Here is a 1,463-nt window from a genome sequence, read left to right as displayed (position 1 = left end):
CAGTAAATGAAAATTATGAAGAGGCAAATGTACCAGTAATCCAGTACGCTATGCTTCAGTTTGAAACTGCAACCATGGCTTGGTTTGGTCGGAAGCTGACAACAGCTTCTCCAGAAGCCCAATTGACTTTTGAAGAATTGGTATCAGGTTGGCGCGCTATTTTGGAACAAGAAGTTCCCAATCGTCCTTTAGATAGTGACCGTCCGTTCCCTTACTTTGAAGTTTAAAAAATCCCAAATCCCTAAAAAACTTTCAATGGAGTATACTGTTGAGCCTACTCGCTTGATCAGTAACAAATTGAAAGAATCAGTGGGTAAAAATGCAAATTCTGAACAGGAATTCTTTCTGTTCAGAATTTTTTTCAAAAACGAACCTAATAAATATTCACAAAAATGCTTTTATATGGTAAAATAAAACAATTACATTTAGTGGAGATGAAGCATGAATATTTTTAGAACCAAGGATGTTAGTCTGAGACAGACAGAGATGCATCGCCATTTGAAGTTGTGGGATTTGATTCTTCTAGGGATTGGTGCCATGGTGGGGACAGGGATTTTCACTATTACAGGAACAGCAGCGGCTACCTTAGCTGGTCCATCATTAGTGATTTCCATTGTGATTTCTGCCCTGTGTGTTTCTCTATCAGCCCTATTTTTTGCAGAATTTGCCTCTCGTGTGCCTGCAACTGGTGGTGCTTATAGTTACCTCTATGCGATTTTAGGAGAATTGCCAGCTTGGATTGCTGGTTGGTTGACCATTATGGAATTCATGACGGCTGTTTCAGGTGTGACGTCTGGCTGGGCAGCTTACTTTAAGGGATTGCTCAGTAATTATGGTATTGCCATGCCCCAATCCTTGAATGGAACCTTTAATCCTGAACAAGGTACCTATATCGATCTTCTACCTATTTTAGTACTGACATTGGTAACGGGATTGGTTTTATTAAATTCCAAGGCAGCCTTACGCTTTAATTCGCTTTTAGTGGTCTTGAAATTCTCAGCTCTCGCCTTATTTATCCTAGTTGGTATTTGGTACATCAAGCCAGAAAATTGGACGAATTTTGCTCCATTTGGTTTTGGTCAACTATATGGTGGAAGTACTGGGATTATGGCGGGCGCATCTTTGATGTTCTTTGGTTTTCTCGGATTTGAGTCAATTTCCATGGCAGTTGATGAAATTCAAAGTCCGCAAAAAAATATTCCTCGCGGAATTGTGCTTTCTCTAACAATCGTCACCATTCTCTATGCCTTGGTAACCTTAGTATTGACAGGGATTGTTCACTACAGTAAGCTCAATGTGGACGATGCAGTAGCATTTTCATTACGGAGTATTGGTATCGGCTGGGCAGCAAATTATGTTTCGCTTGTAGCCATTCTAACCCTGATAACCGTATGTATCTCTATGACTTATGCTTTATCTCGGATGATTTATAGCTTAGCGCGTGATGGACTTTTACCTCAAAG

1 protein-coding gene and 1 pseudogene are annotated in these 1,463 nt (G+C 40.2%); both read left to right on the top strand.

The window, feature by feature from the left end; all coding sequences use genetic code 11:
• Positions 1-227 (top strand): annotated as a pseudogene (locus tag GMD4S_RS08845) (hypothetical protein); the annotation flags it as partial.
• Positions 228-441: 214 nt separating this feature from the next.
• Positions 442-1,463, top strand: a 1,022-nt coding sequence (locus GMD4S_RS08840) for an amino acid permease (protein ID WP_001020300.1), incomplete at its 3' end; no start/stop codon positions are given.

This window comes from Streptococcus sp. GMD4S (genome assembly GCF_000296955.1).
The sequence above is the reverse complement of the archived record's forward strand: the minus strand, read 5'-3'. Positions and strand labels throughout refer to the sequence as shown.